The sequence below is a fragment of the Paracoccus sp. KR1-242 genome (assembly GCF_049446195.1).
In the GTDB taxonomy this organism is placed as follows: domain Bacteria; phylum Pseudomonadota; class Alphaproteobacteria; order Rhodobacterales; family Rhodobacteraceae; genus Paracoccus; species Paracoccus broussonetiae.
Map to the genome: position 1 here is coordinate 124,726 of NZ_JBMSED010000003.1, position 19,164 is coordinate 143,889.

Annotated in this window: 18 protein-coding genes; 7 read left to right on the plus strand and 11 right to left on the minus strand. The window is 63.1% G+C overall.

The window, feature by feature from the left end:
• The first annotated feature begins 394 nt into the window (after positions 1-394).
• The gene (locus tag ACO2Q4_RS06105; protein ID WP_423318057.1) at positions 395-1,198 is read left to right on the plus strand and encodes a Crp/Fnr family transcriptional regulator; all 804 of its coding nucleotides are present in this window, start codon (positions 395-397) and stop codon (positions 1,196-1,198) included.
• Here the strand turns inward: ACO2Q4_RS06105 and ACO2Q4_RS06110 are convergent.
• From ACO2Q4_RS06110 to ACO2Q4_RS06130, 5 genes are all read right to left on the minus strand, one after another.
• The gene (locus ACO2Q4_RS06110) at positions 1,164-1,880 is read right to left on the minus strand and encodes an LrgB family protein (RefSeq protein WP_311758119.1); all 717 of its coding nucleotides are present in this window, start codon (positions 1,878-1,880) and stop codon (positions 1,164-1,166) included. The two genes, ACO2Q4_RS06105 and ACO2Q4_RS06110, sit on opposite strands and share 35 nt — an antisense overlap.
• On the minus strand, positions 1,877-2,221 hold the full coding sequence (locus ACO2Q4_RS06115; RefSeq protein ID WP_311758120.1) for a CidA/LrgA family protein: 345 nt from the start codon (positions 2,219-2,221) through the stop codon (positions 1,877-1,879). Before ACO2Q4_RS06115 ends, ACO2Q4_RS06110 begins: the two co-directional genes overlap by 4 nt.
• A gap of 136 nt (positions 2,222-2,357) precedes the next feature.
• Positions 2,358-3,659 carry a PAS domain S-box protein gene (locus tag ACO2Q4_RS06120; protein WP_423318059.1) on the minus strand — a complete coding sequence of 434 codons (1,302 nt, stop codon included), beginning with the start codon at positions 3,657-3,659 and terminating at the stop codon, positions 2,358-2,360.
• 805 nt (positions 3,660-4,464) lie between these two features.
• A complete protein-coding gene (locus ACO2Q4_RS06125) occupies positions 4,465-5,514 on the minus strand; it encodes a ParB N-terminal domain-containing protein (RefSeq protein WP_423318060.1) in 1,050 nt (349 codons plus the stop codon).
• The gene (locus tag ACO2Q4_RS06130; RefSeq protein ID WP_423318062.1) at positions 5,511-6,821 is read right to left on the minus strand and encodes an AAA family ATPase; all 1,311 of its coding nucleotides are present in this window, start codon (positions 6,819-6,821) and stop codon (positions 5,511-5,513) included. Before ACO2Q4_RS06130 ends, ACO2Q4_RS06125 begins: the two co-directional genes overlap by 4 nt.
• Before the next feature lie 367 nt (positions 6,822-7,188).
• On the opposite strand from ACO2Q4_RS06130, the gene ACO2Q4_RS06135 reads away from it, so the two are divergent.
• Both ACO2Q4_RS06135 and ACO2Q4_RS06140 read left to right on the plus strand, forming a co-directional pair.
• Complete coding sequence (locus ACO2Q4_RS06135) at positions 7,189-7,887, plus strand: hypothetical protein (RefSeq protein ID WP_423318064.1); 699 nt, start codon at positions 7,189-7,191, stop codon at positions 7,885-7,887.
• Positions 7,888-8,065: 178 nt separating this feature from the next.
• Positions 8,066-8,866, plus strand: coding sequence for a response regulator (locus ACO2Q4_RS06140; protein ID WP_395135387.1), 801 nt, complete (start codon positions 8,066-8,068; stop codon positions 8,864-8,866).
• On the opposite strand, the gene ACO2Q4_RS06145 is transcribed toward ACO2Q4_RS06140, so the two are convergent.
• The gene (locus ACO2Q4_RS06145; protein WP_423318329.1) at positions 8,854-11,475 is read right to left on the minus strand and encodes an ATP-binding protein; all 2,622 of its coding nucleotides are present in this window, start codon (positions 11,473-11,475) and stop codon (positions 8,854-8,856) included. The genes ACO2Q4_RS06140 and ACO2Q4_RS06145 overlap by 13 nt on opposite strands.
• A gap of 2 nt (positions 11,476-11,477) precedes the next feature.
• Positions 11,478-12,269 (minus strand): substrate-binding periplasmic protein, encoded by a 792-nt coding sequence (locus ACO2Q4_RS06150; RefSeq protein ID WP_423318066.1) that lies wholly within the window; start codon positions 12,267-12,269, stop codon positions 11,478-11,480.
• Between the two features lie 137 nt (positions 12,270-12,406).
• On the opposite strand from ACO2Q4_RS06150, the gene ACO2Q4_RS06155 reads away from it, so the two are divergent.
• From ACO2Q4_RS06155 to ACO2Q4_RS06170, 4 genes are read left to right on the plus strand one after another with little or no spacing between them, the layout of a single operon-like run.
• Positions 12,407-13,243, plus strand: coding sequence for a transporter substrate-binding domain-containing protein (locus ACO2Q4_RS06155; protein ID WP_423318068.1), 837 nt, complete (start codon positions 12,407-12,409; stop codon positions 13,241-13,243).
• Positions 13,244-13,258: 15 nt separating this feature from the next.
• Entirely contained in the window at positions 13,259-14,011 is a 753-nt protein-coding gene (locus tag ACO2Q4_RS06160; protein WP_395135390.1) for an amino acid ABC transporter permease, read from the plus strand.
• Entirely contained in the window at positions 14,001-14,885 is an 885-nt protein-coding gene (locus ACO2Q4_RS06165; protein WP_311758130.1) for an amino acid ABC transporter permease, read from the plus strand. The genes ACO2Q4_RS06160 and ACO2Q4_RS06165 overlap by 11 nt, the downstream gene beginning before the upstream one ends.
• Before the next feature lie 11 nt (positions 14,886-14,896).
• Entirely contained in the window at positions 14,897-15,646 is a 750-nt protein-coding gene (locus tag ACO2Q4_RS06170) for an amino acid ABC transporter ATP-binding protein (RefSeq protein WP_423318071.1), read from the plus strand.
• A gap of 88 nt (positions 15,647-15,734) precedes the next feature.
• Here ACO2Q4_RS06170 and ACO2Q4_RS06175 read toward each other — a convergent pair whose 3' ends face one another.
• From ACO2Q4_RS06175 to ACO2Q4_RS06190, 4 genes are read right to left on the minus strand one after another with little or no spacing between them, the layout of a single operon-like run.
• Positions 15,735-16,904, minus strand: coding sequence for a M20 aminoacylase family protein (locus ACO2Q4_RS06175; RefSeq protein ID WP_423318073.1), 1,170 nt, complete (start codon positions 16,902-16,904; stop codon positions 15,735-15,737).
• The gene (locus ACO2Q4_RS06180; RefSeq protein ID WP_423318075.1) at positions 16,901-17,674 is read right to left on the minus strand and encodes an ABC transporter ATP-binding protein; all 774 of its coding nucleotides are present in this window, start codon (positions 17,672-17,674) and stop codon (positions 16,901-16,903) included. Before ACO2Q4_RS06180 ends, ACO2Q4_RS06175 begins: the two co-directional genes overlap by 4 nt.
• A gap of 28 nt (positions 17,675-17,702) precedes the next feature.
• A complete protein-coding gene (locus tag ACO2Q4_RS06185) occupies positions 17,703-18,398 on the minus strand; it encodes an ABC transporter permease (RefSeq protein ID WP_423318077.1) in 696 nt (231 codons plus the stop codon).
• Positions 18,398-19,108, minus strand: a complete 711-nt coding sequence (locus ACO2Q4_RS06190) for an ABC transporter permease (protein ID WP_311758135.1) — start codon at positions 19,106-19,108, stop codon at positions 18,398-18,400. The genes ACO2Q4_RS06185 and ACO2Q4_RS06190 overlap by 1 nt, the downstream gene beginning before the upstream one ends.
• Between the last annotated feature and the right edge of the window lie 56 nt (positions 19,109-19,164).

Here is a 19,164-nt window from a genome sequence, read left to right on the forward strand (position 1 = left end):
AACCGCAGCCATTGCGACATGAGGAAGCGGCCCCGCCCCCGGCGCGGGCCGCATTTCTTGCACGTGGACTTGCCGCTGCGTCACGGTCCCTTGGCTTGGCCGCTTTGCGCGCTTTCCGCCAGGCACAGATGTAATTTTTATTTCATAATTTCAATATATTACCTTGAGTTAAGCGCGCGACGTCGGCATCAGCGTTGCTGATTCACACATTCCCGATAGCGCCGTTGCCGCAGCACGGCACCGGATCTAGGTATCGGGAAACCCGGTTTGCGCATTTCATTGCACCGACTGCCTATCCTGCGAAATTTCCACGGACTGTCCTGTCTGCCAGCGTCGACTGCATCTTGGTTGGGGGTCGCGGGTCCTGACAGAATCCATGACGAAAGGATTCACAATGAAGCACGATCGGACGATCCCGATGGACGCCTCAGAGGTTCAACTGGCCGCCTGCCTTTACTGCCGTGCGCGGCAGAAAACCCTGTGCGGCGGTTGCGAACTGACCGAGTTGCGTAGCATCAGCCAGCTAAAGGGCAAACGGGAATATTCCGCGGGCGAGACCATCTTCCGCCCTGGCGATCGCCCCCATTTCACAGGCATTGTTGTCGAGGGCACCGTCTCGGTCGGATTCGCCTTGCCGAATGGGGATGAAAGGATCGTACGGTTCCTGACAGAGGGCAATTTCTTTGGCCGAACCGGCGGCCAACCCGTCCCCTATTGCTTCCGGGCCGAGACGGATGTCAGGGTCTGCGCCTTCGACCAGCAAGACTTCGAGAACTCGATGCAGGCAATGCCCGCGATGGAAGCACAGCTTCGCGACATCCTAATCAAGGAGATCGATGCCTCGCGCGAAATGATCGCCTGGTTGTCCGGTCCCGATGCCCGGCAGAAGCTGACCCTTTACCTGGTCCATCTGTGCGAACAGCAAGACGGGGCGGTCAAAGGCAATGCCGGGCCGGTTCGGATCACCTTCCCGGCCACCCAGGGCATGGTTGCCAACCATCTTGGCATCACCCGCTGGTCGTTCAGCCGCGAGATGAGCTGGCTGCGATCACAAGGGATCATTAGCTCAAGCGGGCATAGGACGGTCATCGTTCACCGGCCCGACCGCCTGATCGATATCGCAAGTTCAGGGCGGAGTGACAGGAACAAGGCACGGCCCGCGCTCAGCGGAACAGGTGTAGAAGCAGCGGTGCAATGATCGCGGTCAGCACGGCATTCAGCCCCATGCCGATGCTGGCAAAGGCACCCGCCGTCTCGTTTACCTGAAAGGCCCGCGCCGTCCCGATGCCATGCGCCGCGACACCGACCGCAAGGCCCCGCGCCCGCCAATCCCGGATCCTTAGCAGGTTCAAAAGCGGCGTCGCGATGATCGCCCCGAACATACCTGTCAGCAGCACCAGAACGGCGGTGATCGTCGGCTCACCCCCCAGGTTCTCGGCAATGCCGATGGCGACGGGGGCGGTCGTGGATTTGGGCGCAAGGCTGGCCAGCATGACCGGGGACAGCCCGAAGCCCCGGGCAATCAGCAGCACGGACAGGACCGCCGTGACCGATCCCGCGACCAGCGCCGCGATCAGTGGCAACGCTGCACGCCGAACGCGGTGCAGGTTCTCGTAAAGCGGCATCCCCAAGGCGACCGTGGCGGGGCCAAGCATGAAATGCACGAACTGTGCGCCCTCAAAATAGGTCTGATAGGTGGTTCCCGTCACGAGCAGCACAAGTGCCAGCAAGATTACCGCGAACAGCACGGGATTGGCCCAGCTTTGCCGCCCGGTCGCGCGAAAGAAGCGATCGCCCAGCCAATAGGCGATCAGGGTGGCCGTTAGCCAAAGCAGCGGCTCTTGTGACAGATAGGACCAGATCAGCGCAGGCGTGGTCATTCGTCGCCCCCCCTTGCAACCAGCCTGAAGACGATCGCCCCCACGCCGATCGCCAATGCGGTCGACACAGTCAAGGCAATTGCGATGGCAAGCCCATCGCTCCGGAACTCTCCCACATGGGCGATGACGCCGACTCCGGCGGGCACGAAAAACAGTGACAGGTTGCCCAGCAGGCCCTGCACCACCGGCCGCAGGCGCTCGGCAAGCGGCGGGCGCAGGCTGCAACTGACGACCAGCGCCAGAAGCCCGATTACGGGGCCGGGTAAAGGCAGTCCCAGCCCGCGTGCGACAACCTCGCCGACGAGTTGGAAGGACAGCAAGATGGCCAGTGCTGGGATCATCTGTCTGTGCTATCAGGTCCGGTACGACCTGTTTAGCCCGCATTTCGGAATAGGTTCTTCATCGGACAGGGCAACCACCGGGGTCCGCCCCCTGCCCCACCCGGGCCTTGGTTTCAGCTATGGCCTTTGGGGCCGCCTAGCTTTCCCACTCGGCCTCCCCCGGTGCGCGGACGATACAGGTCAGCCCCTCGGGGTCGTAATGCAACTCGACCTCGCCTCCCAGTTCGGCGGCCAAGACATCACGGATCAGGACCGAACCGAAACCTTCGGCGGCGGGCGGCGTAACTGCCGGTCCGCCGCGTTCAATCCAGCGAAGCTCGAAGCCGGCCTGCTCTTCACTTGTCCTGTTCCAGGAAATCTCGACGCGCCCTTCGGGCGCCTTCAAAGCGCCATACTTCACGGCATTGGTCGCCAGTTCATGAAGCGCCAACGAAATCGCCACCACGACACGGGGCGGGATGGTGAAATCCGTTCCCTGCATGCTGAACCGGCCGGGATCATAGACGCTGAGGATTTTCGCCACCACCGTCGATATCCGCGCGCCCTCCCAGCTTTCCTGGGTCAGCAGGTCATGAGCCGTAGCCAGAGATTGCAACCGCTTGCTGAAGACCGTAGCGGCGGTCGGGTCCACCTCGCGAAAGGTCTGCCGGGCAATGGCCTGAACATTCGCCAGGATATTCTTGACGCGATGCTTCAACTCTCCCATCAGGACGCGCTGCAGACGCTCGGCCTCTTTCCGGCCGGAAATGTCGCGGGCAATCTTTGAGGCGCCGACGACCTGACCGCATTCGTCCCGAATGGGCGAGACCGTCAGCGACACGTCCTTCAGCGTGCCATCCTTGCAGACCCTTTGCGTCTCGTGCGGTTCCACCCGCTCTCCGGCAAGGATCTTCTCCATGATCTCCTCTTCCTCATGCGGGCGATGCGCGGGGACAAGGATGGTGACGGAGCGGCCGATCACCTCCTCGGCGCGATAGCCGTAAAGCTGCTCGGCGCCGTGGTTCCAATCGGTGATGCATTGCGCGGTATCCGTCCCGAGGATCGCATCGTCGGATGAGGACACGATCGCCGCCAACCTGCTTTCGGTCGCAAAGGCGCGCACCCGCTCGGTCGTTTCACTGACGATGCAGAACACGGAATGGACCTTTCCGGCCGGGTCACGGATCGCGGAATAGGAAATGTCGAAATAGACGGTCTCTGGCAGGATGTCGCGATGGATATAGAAGGGCCGATCCTTGGCCGACACCGTTTCCCCGGTCTGCCGGACATGGGCGAGAAGCGGTTCAAGATCGGACCAGAGTTCCGCCCAGTATTCGCGCGCCGGGCGGCCCAGTGCATGGGGATGCTTCTGCCCGATGGTCGGGGCATAGGCATCATTGTAAAGCGCGACATAATCCGCGCCCGCGAAGATCACGATTTGCGCCTGAGCGGGCAGCATCAACTCCACTGCGGCGCACAAGGACGGTGGCCAGCCTTCGACAGGCCCCAATTCCGTTTCCGACCAAGGGAACGCGCGGATGCGATCCGCCATCGTTGACAGCGTATTCATCAGATCCATTAGGCTGTTTTCCCCCAGAGCTTCCAATGGATCATAGGGGGGCGCGCCGGGTCGTCAATTGGGTCTTGCATGGCGCATCCTGCCAACTTGCCAGCCCGCGCCAGTCTTGCTGTTCCTGCGTCATATCCGCATTTAATATATAACTTGCGGATTAGTAAAGGATATTGGTCCGCGCCTGATCTACTGGCCGGCAAGATCATCCAACACACAAGTTTCCGCGCGGAAAGGCTGACGTCGCGTCCGATATCTGGGCCGGGTTCCTATTGGGGTTCCCTCGCCGATAGAACGTTGGCGCAGGTATCCAATGATCGCCCTTGATGAATTCGCTCTACGGACAGGCGAGTGACCTCGCCCAATTTTCTGAGCGCTATCTAGAATGCCCATTCGCCCTTTCTACACTCTGTGATCGGGCACTCGCCCCCTCCCTTCTGCGCCGTCCAACCCCAGGTATCGGAGGCCGCCCTATGCCTTCGACCCGCAATGTTTGATCGCCATTCAACGAAGCGTCGGGAAAATCTCAACGCCAGCGCTCGCCTCCCCCGCATCTCGGTTTGCCGTGGACCGGCCGCACCCGCGGTTGCACGTTGCCGAGTAACCCACGGGTTACACCTCTGCAGCCGTCCTCCCCAAACAAAAAAGGGTAACCCGCGGGTTACCCTTTCCTTCGTCCGAAATACTCGCCTCGTTATTCCGCAAGAGCGCGCTGAAATGCCTCGATCGCTCCCTGCAGGCGCTTGCGGTCGATGGCGGAAAAGTCGACCTCCGACAGGATCCGGCACTCACCCTTGCGGGCAGTGACCTTGGCCGCGCCCACGCGGAACTCATACTTCACGCCTTTTGCGGTGCGTCCGGGTCTGGCCACCGTGTTCGGATCGACCGTGTCCTTCAGGAAGCCATCAAGCACCGCGGCTTGTTCCTCCGCAGTGGACACTCCCTCCAACTGCGCCCGCAGATCGTCGACCCTGTCGGGCGAGGCCTGAAGTTTCCGCGCGACCTCGGAACCCTGGTTCCGCGAAATGGCCTTTGGGAAAGGCAGCGCCCCCTCCAGCCGCTGCAACAGAAAAACGAAGCTGCGGATATAGGACCGCTTCATCTTGTGGAGCGACGCGTAAAGCCGCCCGACCAGCGCATCGGCACCCTGCCCGTCGGTGTTCAGGTCCTCGGCTGCGGCAATCGCGACCTGGGCCATTTCGGCAAAGCTCAGATCCTCGCGGATCACGTTCTCTTCGACCATGTCGATGTAAAGATCGATGCGGCTGCTGCGCTCTTTCGAAATTCGCGCCACGACCTTGGAAAAGCGCTCATCCCCGGTTTCGGCCCAAAGTTGCTTCAACGCGGTCAGCCTGCGCCAACCCTTCTTCAGCTGAAAGGCCGCGCCGGAGATGAACACTTCGATGGGCTCTTTCTGGCCCCGTTCGCGGATGGATGCTTTCAGCTCTTCCATCTCGTCCGAGCTGGCAACCAGAGACAGGTCCAGGCGGTCCCGCGGCAACTCGTCGGTACGGATGTCATCGACCGGAAGCAGCTCCAGCAGGCGGCCCTGATCCTGCGCGGCACGGAACGACTTGGCGTCTGCCGCATTCTGACGCCGCTGTTCGACCAGGCTTTCCGTGCTTTCGGCAAGGTTGCCCGCGGCCTCCCGCACGGCGGCCCCCATAGGTCCGACCTCGCGCATGCGGGGCTTCAACTGCGCCGCATCGACTGGGTCAAACCCGAACTTGTTCTTGCCGCTCATTCTTCACCTCCCTCGGCCGAACCACGCTTCTCCCACGCCCGCAGCACGGTATCCCGGAACTCGGAATATGCCGCGTCGAAGCTTTGCCTTGCGCGCTTCCAGGTCTCGCGCGTCATCTGGCGATAGTCCTGCTCATAGACCGATTGCTGGAACCGCCCAGACTGTTCGACAGCCCGCGTCATCTCGATCGCGTTTCGGCAGACATCGGCGCCAAACACGTTCTGGAACGCATCCATCATCGCGACATGCAGCGAATTCGACGCCTCGAACCGGGTCATCAGCAGACGGATATCGTCGAAACGCTTCGGGAGGCGGATCCCGGCATCCTCGGCGATCGCGGAAAAGCCTGTCGAGATATCCTCAAGCGCATCACCCAGCTGGCCCAGATAGCTGGTCGTCGAGTCGTATTCCCAATAGCCGGGGCCCGAGGGGACATACAGGATATCCGCCGCGAATGCCGCGTTCAGCGACTGATAGCCGATCGCTGGGGGGCAATCGAAGATGATGATGTCATATTGATCCTCCGGCAGTTCATCCAGATAGCGCGAAATGCAGCCGAAGAAGCTCCAGGCCTTGTGCAACGCACGATACTGGGCGCTGGCGAATTCGACGAATGCCGCATTGGCGCAGCTTGGGATGATGTCGATCGTGGGCCAGGCGGTCTTCTGGATGAAGTCCTGCGCGCGTTGAGATCCGATCGACTGCACGTCCTGCGGTAGCTCGTCCGAGGAAGGGTAGGGGCAATCCGCGGGATCGTCATAGGCCGCGACAATGCGGTCGGCCTCGCGGCACAGGTCGCGGCACATGATGCCCCAGACCGTGTTCCACTCCTTGATCTCGACCAGTCCCATCGAATGGGTCAGCGTCGCTTGCGGGTCGAAATCGATGGCAAGCACGCGATATCCGTCCAGGGCCGCGGCATTGGCAAGATGGTGGGCAACCACGGTCTTGCCGACGCCGCCCTTGAAGTTCGACACTGCCACGCGGACCGCGCGTCCTGGCGGTCGCTTCGGCAGCAGGGACTTGCCCCTGAACCTCAGCCTGCGCCGCAATTCGTTGATCTCGGCAAGCGAGAACCAGCGCTGCCTGCCATCCTCCTCCACCACGCCTTGGGGGAGCGAGGGATCGTCCGCCAGCCGCTTGCGCAGGGTGTCGGCCGGCACATCGAACATGAACTGGCTGATCTCCCAGATCGAAAAGGGCCTAAGCGTCTTCTTTTCCGACGGAGAGAATGTCGCCCGCCGCACCGCCGCCTGCTGCGCAAGGCTGCGTTCGTTCATCGACTGAAGGTCAGAATGGTCTCGCATATTCACTGCTCGTGTTTTATGTCGCTACCAAATGAATAACGCGAAAACCCGGAAACGCAAATCGCAGAGATTGTAAAAGTCGCGATTTCGCCGCGATTCGGGGAAAAACGGGATTGGTTAGCGAGGATTGCCGTATTTCGGTGACAGGGAATGGTCGCTCACATGGTTTAAGGTGACAAACGGAGCCATTTATAGTGACATCAGTCTGTCCCCCTTATCCATTATAACCTGTTTTTCTTGAATTCTGGGATTGGCTGACATTTTCCCGTAATTTGGTTTTCGTTGACAAACGACGGGAATTTCGCCCAATCTGATTGCAGGATGGAATCGGTCGCAGAAGCCGATTGTCGAGCGGTGGGGACGTGGGATGGATCTGAAGCGATATACCGGGCCGCAGGCCGGATCGCAGAAGTATGACCTGTTGACGGCATTGGCCGTCGCCGGGCTGGCCGGCACACCGGGGCACCAGACCTCGATGTTACGTCTCATCGCCGTCGTCACGGCAAGGTATAACTGGAAACTTGATGAATTCAGCGTCGGACAACGCGATCTGGCCCGGATGTGGTCGGTTGACGAACGGACCGTCAAACGCGAGATCAAGAAGCTGACCGATGCCTCGATCCTGCTACAATTGCGACCGGGTAGGCGGGGCAGGGTGGCTGCATACCGGTTGAACCAGGTCGAGATCCATCGACTGAGCGCCCCTCTTTGGGAAAAGGTCGGCCCCGATTATTCCGAGCGGATGACCGGCAGACAGGCTGGAACCGGCTCTGCAGACGAAAAGGTCGTGCGCATCGACTTCCGTGCACGAGGGGGCGACGACAGCGTGACGCGGCCGTGGACGCGCAGCATGGAGCGTCTTGCCGAACTGTCTCCGGGTCTTCACCAGAACTGGTTCTCGCATCTGACATATGAGGGCTATGAACACGGCCTTCTGACGCTGACAGCATCTTCACCCTTTGTGGCACAGTATGTGCTGACACATCATCTGCACGCCATTCAGGATATCGCGGGGCTGGAGTTTTCGGGTCTGCGTCGCGTGCAGATCGTGGCGCGCCGAGACTAGCCTAAGACCATTGCGCGACGATCCAGAACCACGGCCGAGTAATCCGCGAATACGAAGAATGTTGCGGAAACTTCGAATCGATCGGCGTCTACAAAGGACGGGAGGAAAGTAATATCAGCCCGCGTCTGCCCATCCTGTCCGCGCGCTGCTATAGAGGTCGCGGAGGCTGAATCTGGCGATGACACTCAAGAACGACCTTCCGCCCCTGACCAGCCTGCTGGTCTTTGAAGCTGCCGGGCGACTGGGCAGCTTTTCAGATGCCGCGCGCGAGTTGAACGTGACTCGAGAGGCTGTCAGCCGCCAGATCCGCGCGCTGGAGTCGCATCTGGGACTGTCCCTGTTCGAGCGGAATGCGAACAACACCGCGCTGCGGGACTGGGGCCGGCATTATCATGAGGCGGTCTCATTGCATCTGGACAGCCTGGCACAGGCATCCCGCGCGATCAGTGGCGAAATGCCGACCGTTCATGCGGCGACCGATCCGGCGCTGGATGACGGGGACGCAGCCTGCATCCTTGTCGTGGACGACCTGCCCGCCAACATCCGCAGGCTGCATGACGTCCTGCGCGGGCGCTATGAGGTGGTGGCCCATACGAATGCACCGGATGCGCTGGACTGGCTGGCTGCCGGGGGTCGGGCCGATCTGGCCCTGCTTGACGTACACATGACCGGTATGGATGGCTACGCGCTTTGCCGCAGGCTCAAGGCCGATCCGCAGCATGCCCGGCTGCCGGTGATCTTCCTGACCAATCTGGACACGCCGCAAGACGAGACCGAAGGTTTTGCGGCGGGGGCCTGCGACTATATTGCCCGCCCCTTTGCCCCCGCCGTCCTGCTCGCCCGGATCGAGGTGCAACTGGACCTGCGCAAGACAACCGCAGCGCTGGAAGCCCTGCTTGAGCGTCGGGCCGACCGGCTGGAACGCGCCGAGGCCCTACTGACGCGGATGCAACGCGAGATCGCGGATTACATCGGCTGATCCTGCAGCAAGGCCGTGGCCCGACGGAAATCCAGCCGCTCGGCACAGCCCGCCAGCCGTTTGCCCAACGGCTGGGGCAGATGCGGCAACAGCGCGTCAAGCAGGTCGAACCCGCGCATGTCGTTGCGTCCCAGCGCCTCGACACATTCGGCGCAAAGCTGGGCGGGGTCTTCGACCAGAGTCGCGGGCATATGATGCACGACCTGCGGGACGCCGGCTTCCAGCCGATCCAGTGCGGCGGTGATGCGCCGTCGGTCAACCGGTTCCTCTGCGCAGACGGCATGCAGTTCGGCCGCGCCCAGCTGCGCGGCGGACCCCCGGATTGCGTGCAGGGCCTCGGGCAGGGGCAGGGCGCCCGCGAGAAGCTTGCGCCAGCTCTCGATCTCGGCTGGCAGCATGGCAAGCCAATGGTCTTTCAGGTTGTCGTCACCCGCCGTGTTCCGGTCCAGCATTCCGTGGTCGAGTACCGGCACCGCCTGTTCAAGAACTGTCGACAGGCAGACAGTCAGCGCCGCACCGGTGACCGGCTTCGGCAGAAAATCGGCAAAGCCCGCCTCGCGGCAGGCAAGCCGCGTCTCGGTCGAGACATCCGCGCTGGACGCCACGACCGGAATATCACCGAAACCGCGTGCCCTCATTTCACGCAGGGTGGCCAGACCGTCCAGGTCGGGCATGTGCAGGTCGGTCAGGATCACGTCGGGGCGCTGCATCGCCAGAACCGCGAGGGCACTGCGTCCGTCGGGGGCGCTGGCAACCCGCGCATGGGCGCGCCGCAGCAGAGATTCAATGACGGTGCGGTTGATCTCGCGATCCTCGATCAGAAGCACCCGCCTTTCGCGAAGAGCCAGGGCCTCGACCGGCTCCAGCGCGGGACCCGCCTGCAGCTGCTGCACTGCGTCGCTCAATTCGCGATGGGTCAGCACCTGCGGCAGTGCCTCTTCAGAGCCGTCAGGGCGGGTCAGCAGGAAACCGTCCCCGGCGGCACGGATCGTGATGTCGCTTTCAACCGGCTCAAGGGGCAGGCGTGCAAGCATCCGACGCAGGCGCCGTCGTGCGCGGGCAGAAGATAGATCCAGACGGGGCCTGGGTAGGGCAGGGGAGGGGTCCCGCACCTCACCGCGCAGCGGCAGGTTCAGGACGAACAGGCTGCCGCGACCGGGACGGCTGCGCAGCGTCAGGCTGCCGCCCATGCCTTCGGCCATCTGGCGCGCAATGGACAGTCCAAGCCCGGTCCCCGACACCCGGCGCGACGTGGAATCGTCGGCCTGCGAGAAAGGCGCGAAGATCATCTCCTGATCGCCGGGGGCGATACCCTTGCCGCTGTCCATCACCGCAAGGCGCAGGACCGGCCCGCGTCGCCACATGCGCAGCCGGATGCGGCCCCTTTGCGTGAACTTCACGGCATTGCTGGCGAGGTTCAGCAGGATCTGGGTCAGCTTCTGCCGGTCGCCCCAGACAAGGTCGGGAACATCCGGCGTGATCTCACCCTCCAACGCGACGGGGCGCGACCCGATCAGCGCACGGGTTTGGGCCAGGACTTCGTCGAAGACTTCTTCGATCGGAAAGCGGACGGTCTCGAATACCATCTGGCCGGCTTCCAGCTTGGACAGATCCAGCACGTTGTCGATGCTGCCCAGAAGCTGGCGCGCGGCGCTTTGCATGTCGACCAGATGCCGGCGCGAGGCTGCGGGCAGGCGCTCGGCCAGCATCAATTCCGAAAGCCCGGTGATCGCATTCAGGGGGGTGCGCAACTCGTGGCTCATATTCGCGAGGAAGGCCGACTTTGCCCGCGACGCGGCCAGCGCGTCGTTGCGGGCCACGACAAGCTCGGCCGTGCGTTGCTCAACCTCGTCGCGCAGGTTGTCGCGGTAATGTTCCATCCGGTCGACGGTCAGGGCGAAGTCGCGGGCAAGGCTTGCGATCTCGTCCTCGCGTCGGGTCGAGAAATGCCGCGCCGAGCGCTCCGCCAGTTCGAACTTGCCGCCGTCGCGCAGCGCCAGCGCGGCGCGGCTCAGCGCGTTCAGGGGCGTGATGACCAGACGCCGCGTCAACCCGAACATGATCGCCGCGATCAGCAGCGCCTGCAGGACAGTCGTGCCGATGATCCCAAGCGCGCGCCGCCACAGGTCATCGTAAAGCCGGACAAAGGATAGCGTGACCTGCAATTGCGCGATCGGTTGCCCGCTGCGGGGCGCGACCAGTTGGACCTCGCGCCGGTCCGACAGCCAGGCCTGCGGTACCAGCCAGCGCACGGGCCATTCCAGACGCTGCGTTCCGTCCGAGGCCGCGCCAAGCCGGGGCATCTGGGCGCGCTGCATCTGCTCGGGGGAAAGGACCAGATCCCGGACGGAAAGGGACTGGATCAGCGGATCCTCGGCCAGCCGGTCCAGGATCGATTGCGACCCGATCAGGTCAATGTCCCAATAGGTCCGCTCAAGCTGTGGTGCTGCCGCCTGAAGCACGCGGTCGGTATTATGCAGCGCCAGATCGAAGCTGCGCCGGAATTCGCCGATTGCGCTGGCGCCGCCCAGCCCGATGCCCGAAGCCGTGCTGATGATGACGCCCGCAAGCGCGATCCGCCTTGCGATCCCCTGCCCCTGCCGTGCCATTTTCACTGGGCCAGGTTCCGGTGCAGGATGGCATCGATCCGGCCATCCATCTGCATCCGGGCAAGGCTGTCCTGCAGCAGCGCCGCCTTTTCAAGCCGGGCCGGTTCGCGCAGGAATCCGGTATAGCGCGGCTGCACATCCAGTGGCGTCGGCAGAATGCGGATCGCGTCGCGCATGCCCAGCTTGTCGGCAGCATGCAGGATGTTCGGTTGCCCGCCGACGATCAGCTCCACTCGGCCCAGCAGCAGCTTGCGCAGGCTGGTTTCGTCGTCGACCGAGCCTTCGCGCGTGAAATGCGGAGCGGTATTGAACTCGGGCGTATAGGTAAAGCCGTTGACCGTCCCGATTACCCGGCCCCGCAGATCGGCAATACCGGTGAAATCCTGCACACCCGACCCAGCCAGCGTGGCAAGAACAACGCGCGTCGAGCGCATCGGGCCAACCATCTGCCAGTCGCGGAACCGCTGCGCCGTCGGGGCAAGCTGGAACATCCCATCGACTTCGCCCGACTGGAACGCCATCAGCGACCGTCGCCAGGGCAGGGGCACGAATTCGATCCGCACACCCATGTCTCGCGCGGCCTCGGCCATGATGTCGACATCGATGCCCATGAACCGGCCCCCGGAGACATAGTTATAGGGCGGGAAGTAATCCATCGCGACCATCCGCCAGGCCGGATCGGTCCCGCGAGCGATCGCAGGGGCCGACAAGGCCGGCCACATCGCGGCCGTCAGCACGAACTGTCTGCGTCCGATCCGCGTGGGGGTGCGGCTCGATCCTGCGCTGCCGTCCAAATCCTGTTCCTCGGTCTGTTCGGGCGCGCGGGCCACGCCGGAACGAAAAGTTGCCCTCGCAGGGCAAGGTTTTTGACTCTCACGCTGCGGTGATCGGCCCTGCTAATCGTGCCACGAATGAACGGGGAGTTGTATCCATGAAAAAAGCGATTACCGGGTTTCTGGCTGCCGTCGTGGCCCTGACGCCCATTGCCGCCGCCGCTGGCGATGCCTGCACGAATGCCGGGCTGAAGCGCGTGCAGGAACGCGGCAAGCTGACCGTCGGCGTCAAGGCCGACTACAAGCCCTGGGGCTATCGGGACACCGATGGCAAGATCATCGGGCTTGAAGTCGACATGGCGCAGAAGGTCGCCGATACGCTGGGCGTCAGTCTGGAACTGGTTCCCGTGATCGCGTCGAACCGGATGCAGTTCCTGCAGCAGGGCCAGATCGACCTGCTGATCGCGACCATGACCGACATGCCCGACCGCCGCGAGATCGTTGGCATCAAGGGCCCGAACTACTATGCCTCGGGGACCGCTGCCCTGACGCCCAAGGCCGTCGGAATGACCAAATGGGACGACCTGCGCGGCAAGCCCGCCTGCGGTGTGCAGGGCTCGTTCTATCTGCAGAACATCGAGAAGAAATACGGCGCGACCATCGTTGCCTTCGGCAATGCTGCCGAAGCCAAGCAGGCGCTGCGCGACAAGAAATGCGTGGCCTTCATCTATGACGACACCACCATCGGTGCAGATTTCGCGGCCGGGGGCTGGGACGACTTCGAGATGTCGCTGCCGGTCGAAGACTTTGCCCCCTGGGGCATGGCAGTCGCCAAGGAGGACGAGAGCTGCGCCCTGGGCGAGATGGTCTCGGGACTGCAATATGCCTGGCATCGCGACGGCACGCTGATCGAGCTGGAAAAGAAATGGGGCGTCCGTCCCAGCCCCTTCCTGGCCGAGATGCACGAGCGGATGGCCGATCCGCTGGCGCAGTAAGTCCGGGACAAGATGATGACGGGAATTCAGGATTTCTTCCGGGAGCTTGCTGCCTCATCTCCGCGCTGGAACTTCGTCTGGCTTTATGATGCGCACCAGATGGACCGCGTCCTGACCGGATTGTGGATGACCATCAAGCTCAGCCTGTTCTGCCTGGTATTTTCCGTCGTCATCGGCATCCTTGGTGCCTGGGCGCAGGGGGCGAAAAGCCGCCTCCTGCGTGGCGCGGTTTCGGCCTATGTGCAGTTCTTCCGCAATACGCCGCCGATCCTGCAGCTGCTGTTCTTCTATTTCGCGCTGGGACAGTTCACGCCCAGCTACAGTCCGGACGGCTGGCTTGAGGTGCCGATCATCTCGAATGTGGGCTGGGCCATCATCTCGCTGTCCTTCTTCGCCGGCGCCTTCAACATCGAGATCTTCCGCGCCGGGGTCGAGGCAGTGCCCCATTCCACCCGTGAGGCGGCCGAGTCGCTTGGCATGACCCGGCTGCAAACCTATACGAACGTGGTCTTTCCGCTGGCGCTGCGCATTTCCATGCCCTCGCTTTCGGCGAACCTGATCAACCTCGTGAAGACGACCAACCAGGCATTCGCGATCGCGGTGCCCGAGCTTCTTTACCAATCCGTCTCGATCTGGAACGACTACCCCTCGGCCCAGAACCCGACGATGCTGCTGCTGCTGGTCTGCTACCTTGGCCTAGTGGGCTTCCTGTCCCTGGGCATGGGCCGGTGGGAGCGTAGACTGAGGATCCCCGGCTATGGCGCGTAATACTCCCGTCCCGATGGCGCAGGTCGCGGGTGCGATGCCCGTCCTGCTGCCGTTCCGCCCGCGCGGCCCGGCCTATGACCAGTTCTTCATGGCGCGCTGGCTGGGCGCGATCCCCGGCAAATGGCTGGTGCTGGCGGCAATGCTGTTCCCCGCGGCGGTGCTGGCGCAGTCCGGGGCGCCGGCTGCGGCATCCGCTTTCGAAAAGCTGGTGCGCTGGATGCCCTTCCTGTTCAAGCAGGGCTTCCTGTTCAACGTGCTGATCTCGGCCCTTGCCATGGGGCTTGGCACGCTGGTCGGGGCCTTGGCGGGGCTGGGGCTGATCGCGCGGAACCGTGCCCTGCGCTGGGTGATCCAGGCCTATGTCTCGTTCTTCCGCAACGCGCCCTGGCTGGTTTTGCTGTTCATCATCCTGCTGGCGGTGCCGTTCCAGTTCACCATTCTTGGCGTGACGATTCCTCTGTCCGGCTGGGTCAAGACAGTGATCGGTCTGGCCTTCCCCGTCTCGGCCAATATCGCCGAGGTCGTGCGCGGCGCGGTCCAATCCGTCCCCACAGCCCAGTGGGAGGCTGCCGAATCCCTTGGCTTCACCCGCCGCCAGACCATCTGGCAGATCATCCTGCCGCAATGCGTCAAGCGGATGCTGCCGCCCTGGATGAACTGGTATGCGATCCTGACCATGTCGACCCCGCTTTGCTCGCTTCTGGGCGTCGACGAGATCATCAACCTGACCCGGCAGGCGATGGAGGCCGAGGGCAACGGCCCCGAGCTGCTGATGCCCTTCTATGGCTTCGCGCTGCTGTTGTTCCTTGCCTATTGCTACCCGATCGCGCGCCTGACCATGCGGCTTGAGCGTCGCTTCACGGTCAAGAACTGAAAGGTGTTCCCATGACCCAATGGACCCCCGACCAGCCCATCGTCCGGATCCGAGACGTCCACAAGTCCTATGGTCCCGTCGAGGTGCTCAAGGGCATCAGCATGGACATCATGAAGGGCGAGGTGATCTGCATCATCGGCCCGTCGGGATCGGGCAAGTCGACCCTGATCCGCTGCATCAACGCGCTGAACGACATCCAGTCAGGCTCGATCGCGGTCGAGGGGCAGGAGGTCCATGACGCGCGGCTGGACAAGCTGGCGCTGCGCCGCAAGGTCGGGATGGTGTTCCAGCAATACAACCTGTTCCCGCACAAGACTGCACTGCAGAATGTCATGATGGCGCCCATCAAGGTGCTGAAGGAAAACCCGGCCGAGGTCGAAACCCGTGCCCGCGCCCTGCTGAAGAAGGTCCGCCTTGAGGGCAAGGAAAGCCATTACCCCGGTGAGCTTTCGGGTGGTCAGCAACAGCGCGTCGCCATTGCCCGCTCGCTGGCAATGCGGCCCGACGTGATGCTGTTCGACGAGGTGACGGCGGCGCTGGACCCCGAAACGGTCAAGGAGGTGCTGGTCACCATCAAGGATCTGGCCGCCGAAGGCATGACCTGCATCCTTGTCACGCATGAGATGGGCTTCGCCCGAGAGGTCGCCGACCACATCTATTTCACGGACAAGGGTGTCATCGTCGAACACGGAGCGCCGGCTGAATTCTTCACCAATGCCAGCGACCCGCGTACGCGGAACTTCCTGAGCCAGGTTCTGTGATCCCGGCCCGCGCGGGGTGTTCGGTCCCGCGCGCGAAGATCGCGAGCCTGGCGGCCTTCACTGGGCCAGACTTGCCGTGCGCCGGAGATCAGGTTTCCGCCGGGACCGGTCTTGCGGCGTGGTCCCGCACCAGCCGGTGCAGGAGGGTCGCGCCGATGGGCAGGATCTTGTCGTTGAAGTCATAGGTCGTCGTGTGCAGCCCGGTGGAATCGCCATTCCCGATGAAGGCATAGGCGCCCGGAACCTCGTCCAGAAAGAACGAGAAATCCTCGCTGCCCATCATCGGCACGCGCAATTCCTCGACCGCGTCCGGGCCAAAGGCTGCAATGGCGGCCTCGCGCACCGACTGGACCGAAGCGTCGTCGTTGATGACCGAAGGATAGCCCGTCTGCCACGCGAATTCGACGCTTGCGCCAAAGCTGGCGGCCTGACCCTCGCAGATTGCCACCACCTTGTCCCGCAGGGCGGTGCGCAAGGCGGGATCGGTGGCCCGCATCGAGATTTCCAGCCGGGCGCTGTCGGGGATGATGTTGCAGACGGTGCCGGAATGGATCGCGCCCACGGTGACGACGGCGCGGTCATGCGGGCTGACGTTGCGCGCGACGACGGTCTGCAGGGCCATGACGATGCTGCTGGCGATGACGATGGGGTCGATCGTATCCTCGGGAAAGGCGCCATGCCCGCCCTTGCCGTGGATGGTGACCGTCGCCGCGTCGATCGAGGCAGACATCGCGCCTCGCCGCACCGCGAACTTGCCGGTCTGAAGACCCGGATAGTTGTGCAGCGCATAGACGCGGTCGCAGGGAAATTCCCGGAACAGGCCATCGCGGACCATCATCTGGGCGCCGCCCTCATTTTCTTCGGCCGGCTGAAAGATCAGGTGTGCGGTGCCCGAGAATTCGGGGTCATGCGCCAGCAACCAGGCCGCACCCAGAAGCATCGCGGTATGGCCGTCATGTCCGCAGGCATGCATCCGGCCGGGATTCTTGCTGGCATAGGCAAGGCCGGTTTCCTCGTCCATCGGCAACGCGTCCATGTCGGCGCGAAGCCCAATGGCGCCGGGACCATTCCCACGCCGCAAGGTTCCAACGACGCCGGTGCTACCAAGCCCGCGGGTGACCTGGAAACCCCATTCCGCCAGGTAGCCCGCCACCAGTTCCGAGGTCTGGTGCTCTTCCAGCCCGAGTTCGGGGTTGGCGTGCAGGCGATGCCGGATCTGGACCAGTTCGGGCAGGAAATCGGTCAGTGCGGGGTTCATTGCTGATCCTCCATCCGCAGGAACTGGCGCAACCGGGCCGAGCGTGGGTTGCCCATGACCTCCGCCGGAGGGCCCTGTTCCTCGATCCGGCCCTGATGAAGAAAGATGACCTGGCTGGAAATATCGCGGGCAAGGCTCATTTCATGTGTCACCATCACCATGGTCCGATGTTCGGCCGCAAGGGCGCGGATCACCTGCACGACTTCCTGCACCAGTTCGGGATCCAGCGCCGAGGTGGGTTCGTCGAACAGCATGACCGAGGGGTTCATCGCCAGCGCCCGCGCAATGGCGGCGCGCTGTTGCTGGCCGCCCGAAAGCTGAGAGGGATACTGGTCACGCTTGGCGCGGATCCCGACCTTGTCCAAAAGCGCCTCGGCCTCGGCAATCGCCTCGTCGCGGCTTTTGCCAAGGATCTGGCGGGGGCCTTCGATGATGTTCTCCAGAATGGTCATGTGCGACCACAGGTTGAAGTTCTGGAACACCATGCCCAGCCGCATCCGCATCCGTTCCAGCTGGCGTTTGTCGGCGACCCGGACATTGCCGTGGCGATCGGTGATCGTCCGCAGCGTTTCGCCCTCAAGCGTGATTTCACCGCCGCCGGGTTCCTCCAGCCGGTTGATGCAGCGCAGAAGCGTGCTTTTTCCCGAACCGCTTTGCCCGATCAGCGAGATGACTTCGCCCCGGCGCGCCTCGAAGCTGATGCCCTTGAGCACCTCGACATTGCCAAAGCTCTTGCGGATGTCTTTGACGGAAAGGGCAATCTCGGTCATGGGATTTCCTTGGACTGGCGCGGCGGCATCAGCGCGCCCGGAACGCGGTCAGGCGCCGCTCGGCGACGTTCATCAGGCGGGTCAGGGTGAAGACGACGGCGAAATAGAGGAGGCCGGCCGCGATCAGCGGCTCGAAGATCAGCAGTGACTGGCGTTGCAGTGCGCGCGCGGTGCCCATGACCTCCATGATGGTGATGGTCGAGGCAAGCGAGGTCGATTTCAGCAGGATGATGGTATCGCTGGTCAGGACCGGCAGGGCGTGGCGCAGCGCCTGCGGCAGGGTGATGCGGCGCAAGACGCGACGCGACGACATGCCGATGGCAAGCGCGGCCTCGACCTGGCCGGCCGGGACCGAACGGATCGCGCCCCGGATCACCTCGGAGTTATAGGCCGCCTGGTTCAGCGTCAGGACAAGGATCGCATACCACAGCCCGTCGCGCAGATAGGGCCACAGGAAGCTGTGGCGCACCCAGGTTCCGGGCAGGATCTCGCCCAGCCCGTAGTAGATCAGGTAAAGCTGGACCAGCAGGGGCGTTCCGCGAAATGCAAAGCTGAAGGCGCGGCACGGCCACGCGATGATCCTCCACGCGGACAGGCGGCCAAGCGCAACCAGCGTTCCCAGAACCAGCCCGCAGATCCCGGCCACGACGGTCAACATCAGCGTCAGGGGCAGGGCGCGCAGAAGGTCGGGCAGAAAGCCCAGCACGGTCGACAGCGAACCCATCAGTGGTGCCCCCGGCTCAGGCGCTTTTCAAGAAGCGAGATGGCAAAGACCGAGACCAGCGAGATCGCAAGGAACAGTGCCGCGGTCAGGGAATAGAAGAAGACATATTCCTTGGTTGCGGCGGCGGCGCGGTAGCCTGTGTAAAGCAATTCGCTGAAGGCACCCAGAACGCTGACGATGGCACTTTCCTTGGTAATCGACAGCCACAGGTTGCTCATCCCCGGAATGGCGTGACGCATCATCTGGGGCAGCACGATCCGCCGGAACATTTTGGCGCGCGGCATCCCGATCGCAACCGCGGCCTCGATCTGGCCCTTGGGCACCGCCAGCAGCGCGGCCCGCATCACCTCGGTCATGAAGGCGCCGCAGACAAAGGCTAGCGCGATGACTGCAGCCAGAAACGGGTTGAACTCGAAATTCGGTCCGACCAGTCCGAAATGGCGCAGAAGCTTTTCGATTCCGGTAGAGACCGAGAAATACAGCAGCAGGATCACCAGCAGTTCGGGCAGCGACCGCACGACGGTGGTATAACCCTCGGCCAGCCAGCGGCAGACGCGGTTGCCCGACAGCTTGCCCGCCGCGCCAAGCAGTCCCAGCACCACCGCAAGCAGATACGAGACCGCCGAGATTTCCAGCGTGAGCAGAAGCCCATGCGCGAACTCGTCCCCCCAGCCGTCCGCGCCCCAGGCGAGCAGTCGTAACCAGTCCATCCGTCCCCGCTTCCGATTTTAGTGGGGCGAAGCGACTGGCGCTTCGCCCGGATGGC

Bases quoted from the DNA above. Each gene is read 5' to 3' on its own strand.
- ACO2Q4_RS06105 (WP_423318057.1), top strand. From the start codon at position 395: ATGAAGCACGATCGGACGATCCCGATGGACGCCTCAGAGGTTCAACTG.
- ACO2Q4_RS06110 (WP_311758119.1), bottom strand. From the start codon at position 1,880: ATGACCACGCCTGCGCTGATCTGGTCCTATCTGTCACAAGAGCCGCTG.
- ACO2Q4_RS06115 (WP_311758120.1), bottom strand. From the start codon at position 2,221: ATGATCCCAGCACTGGCCATCTTGCTGTCCTTCCAACTCGTCGGCGAG.
- ACO2Q4_RS06120 (WP_423318059.1), bottom strand. From the start codon at position 3,659: ATGCTGCCCGCTCAGGCGCAAATCGTGATCTTCGCGGGCGCGGATTAT.
- ACO2Q4_RS06125 (WP_423318060.1), bottom strand. From the start codon at position 5,514: ATGAGCGGCAAGAACAAGTTCGGGTTTGACCCAGTCGATGCGGCGCAG.
- ACO2Q4_RS06130 (WP_423318062.1), bottom strand. From the start codon at position 6,821: ATGCGAGACCATTCTGACCTTCAGTCGATGAACGAACGCAGCCTTGCG.
- ACO2Q4_RS06135 (WP_423318064.1), top strand. From the start codon at position 7,189: ATGGATCTGAAGCGATATACCGGGCCGCAGGCCGGATCGCAGAAGTAT.
- ACO2Q4_RS06140 (WP_395135387.1), top strand. From the start codon at position 8,066: ATGACACTCAAGAACGACCTTCCGCCCCTGACCAGCCTGCTGGTCTTT.
- ACO2Q4_RS06145 (WP_423318329.1), bottom strand. From the start codon at position 11,475: ATGGCACGGCAGGGGCAGGGGATCGCAAGGCGGATCGCGCTTGCGGGC.
- ACO2Q4_RS06155 (WP_423318068.1), top strand. From the start codon at position 12,407: ATGAAAAAAGCGATTACCGGGTTTCTGGCTGCCGTCGTGGCCCTGACG.
- ACO2Q4_RS06160 (WP_395135390.1), top strand. From the start codon at position 13,259: ATGACGGGAATTCAGGATTTCTTCCGGGAGCTTGCTGCCTCATCTCCG.
- ACO2Q4_RS06165 (WP_311758130.1), top strand. From the start codon at position 14,001: ATGGCGCGTAATACTCCCGTCCCGATGGCGCAGGTCGCGGGTGCGATG.
- ACO2Q4_RS06170 (WP_423318071.1), top strand. From the start codon at position 14,897: ATGACCCAATGGACCCCCGACCAGCCCATCGTCCGGATCCGAGACGTC.
- ACO2Q4_RS06175 (WP_423318073.1), bottom strand. From the start codon at position 16,904: ATGAACCCCGCACTGACCGATTTCCTGCCCGAACTGGTCCAGATCCGG.
- ACO2Q4_RS06180 (WP_423318075.1), bottom strand. From the start codon at position 17,674: ATGACCGAGATTGCCCTTTCCGTCAAAGACATCCGCAAGAGCTTTGGC.
- ACO2Q4_RS06185 (WP_423318077.1), bottom strand. From the start codon at position 18,398: ATGGGTTCGCTGTCGACCGTGCTGGGCTTTCTGCCCGACCTTCTGCGC.
- ACO2Q4_RS06190 (WP_311758135.1), bottom strand. From the start codon at position 19,108: ATGGACTGGTTACGACTGCTCGCCTGGGGCGCGGACGGCTGGGGGGAC.